The sequence below is a fragment of the Anaerosporobacter sp. genome (assembly GCF_965301125.1).
Genome location: NZ_CBDLAM010000322.1, coordinates 1 through 2,591, shown reverse-complemented (window position 1 = coordinate 2,591; position 2,591 = coordinate 1). Strand labels below are relative to the sequence as shown.

The window sequence follows — 2,591 nt, the reverse complement described above, 5'->3', positions numbered from 1 at the left end:
CTTTAATATACCTTTATAATTTTTTTGATTGTCTTCTTTTATACCTTCCAATACCACTACTCCACACCCTTCTCCTTGGCAGAAATTCTTAGATAATATTCCAGTTTGAATAAGTTCTTGATGATAACTCTGAACACTTGAACAAGTACAATCTACGCCTCCTGCAATTACCATATCAACTTCTCCATTTTGAATATAGCTTTCCCCTAGCATTACCGCATCTAATCCCGATGTCCAGCCGTCAATAATTGTTAAATTTAATCCTTTCAGTCCATATCGATATGCAATAATCCCAGAAAGTAGATTTTGAGTTGTCGCTTGAAAATATGTAGGTAATCCTCTATTTATTCTATTTAATGTATGCAAATAATTCCCTTGTGCATTTGCGACGCCGTAAGAACTTCCAATCAAAATACCTATTCTTTTCTTTCTCAAATTCTCTATTTCCACTCCACGTAAAGCTTCATCAACTGCTGTGAGTAGTAATTTACAGCATTTATCCAATCTAGGCATTGCTGTTTCTATCTTAGTGTCTTGATAATCCGAGTTAACCGTTCTAATCTTTTCTATTTCCTGTTTCATTTTCTCATCAATTAATTGATTTGCATTATAGCAAAATTCGTCCACTGATTTCCCAATATTGCATATACATCCCATATTCGATATCGCTATTATCTTTTTCATCCTATCACTTCCTTATGACCTGTGCTGCCTGTACACCACTAAAGCCTGAACTTAATAAAATAGCATATTTGAAATTTTTATTTTTCATTTGATGAAGAAGAAAAATCTTATCATCTTCTGGAGACTGTTCATAAGGATTACCAATTGAAACAACAAATTCCTCTTCCATCATAATAATAATGGCAATGGTTTCAATTATTCCAGATACAGATAATGTATGACCAATCAATGGTTTTATAGAGGTTACTGGATATTTTTTATCTTGGTTCCCCCATATTTTATTAATTGCTTTTGCCTGCATTGCATCATTATAAACAGTTCCATTACCACAACAAAATATGATATCAATCTCATGTTCCGTAATTCCTGACATTTTAAGACTTTCTTGAATCGCCATAATAAGTCCACTAGAATTTCTATCTGGTGCTGTAAGATGCACCGCATCATTTTTAATTGAACAACCTTCAATACTAGCCTTTCTATTGATATACTTTTCATTGGCTAAAACTAAAAAAGCTGCACCTTCCCCTAATATAATGCCATCTCTATTAACTTCAAATGGCCTTAAAATATTTTTCTTACTTAGTGCATTCAAATTATCCATTCCTGAAATAATTAAATCTCCTAAAATATCTACACAACCAACCACACATAAATCTAAAGTGCCATCCATAATAAGCTGTCGTGCAGCTGAAATCACACTAATTCCAGTACAACAAGTATTAGATAATGTAAAAGAAGCCCCTTTTACCCTAAGAATTTCTCTCAACTGTTGACCAATACTGGAAATATAAGATGTGATTATAGATTCACACTCCTGTTCTCTATAATAACGCTCTAATAGTGCAGTATTGCCTAAGCTAGTCCCAAATAAGAGTCCTGCTTTATCATTTTCTCGAAAATCCTCCAGATTTAATTCAGCACTTTTTATCGCTTCAAACATCGCTGTTCTAGCCATCGTCATGAATTTATCCTCATAAGGTATATTTGCAACTGCTCCACAATATAGTGACTTTCTATTTCCTGTTACTACTTTGTCAAATTGACTTATTTGACTTTGTCCACTCCGTAAAACCTCTTTAAAGTGCTCTATATTATTACCAGCTGCAGAAATTTGTCCAAAACCAATACAATTTACTGTTCGTATCATATTTTTCTCCATGCATTTCATGTTGTTGCGAATATAACTGTTTCAGACCATACTGTACATTTATGTGATAAATAAAGTTTATACTCTGGCACTAAACTCTTTATATAAAAAGCTATCTCTATCAAGTCATCTGGCTTATGATAAACACATATTGCCAATTTAGGTTTAAATTGCTGAATTGTTTTAGCAGCCCCTTTTAATGCTCTCAGTTCAGCACCTTCTATATCCATTTTAATAAAATCTACTTTTTCAACTCTATTTTTTTTCATATATGAATCAATTTGAATAACACGAGCCATTTTCTGTGAGCTTCCTTCTTCTAAACATTTTGTACTGAAAGAATTTTCATCAAGATAAAGAACTGTATTTTCATCCCATAAACCTTTATTAATAATCTGAACTCTATCCTCAAAATGATTTCTATGAATATTTCTATTAATCGTTTTTATATTTGTGTTATCAATTTCAAATGCAAATACCCGACCTTCTTCTTTCACACAACTTGCCAGCCATACGGTAGTTTCACCTTGAAACGAACCACCTTCAATAATATAATCTCCTTCTTCTGGTACGCATATATCCTTTAAGAAATACTGTTTATTCACCCAAGTATTAGATATTAAATTAACTTCGGATTCTATCTCATAGTCATTAACTTTATAGGTACCTTCTTGCACTTTTGATATTATTTTATTTTCTAACATTTGATAATACTTAAAACTTTTTGTTGGATAACCAACTAATTTTTCTGCAATTT

3 protein-coding genes are annotated in these 2,591 nt (G+C 32.1%); all 3 read right to left on the bottom strand.

The window, feature by feature from the left end; translation table 11 throughout:
• Nucleotides 1–684: beta-ketoacyl synthase N-terminal-like domain-containing protein (locus tag ACW2QF_RS19395; protein ID WP_455717661.1), on the bottom strand; the 684-nt coding region annotated here is incomplete at its 3' end.
• A gap of 4 nt (nucleotides 685–688) precedes the next feature.
• The gene (locus ACW2QF_RS19390) at nucleotides 689–1,834 is read right to left on the bottom strand and encodes a beta-ketoacyl synthase N-terminal-like domain-containing protein (protein WP_455717660.1); all 1,146 of its coding nucleotides are present in this window, start codon (nucleotides 1,832–1,834) and stop codon (nucleotides 689–691) included.
• A 17-nt stretch (nucleotides 1,835–1,851) separates the two neighbouring features.
• Nucleotides 1,852–2,591, bottom strand: a 740-nt coding sequence (locus tag ACW2QF_RS19385; RefSeq protein WP_455717659.1) for an FkbM family methyltransferase, incomplete at its 5' end; no start/stop codon positions are given.

What these genes read in the sequence shown, in the direction of transcription:
- ACW2QF_RS19390 (WP_455717660.1), bottom strand. Translation starts at nt 1,834, where the DNA reads ATGATACGAACAGTAAATTGTATTGGTTTTGGACAAATTTCTGCAGCT.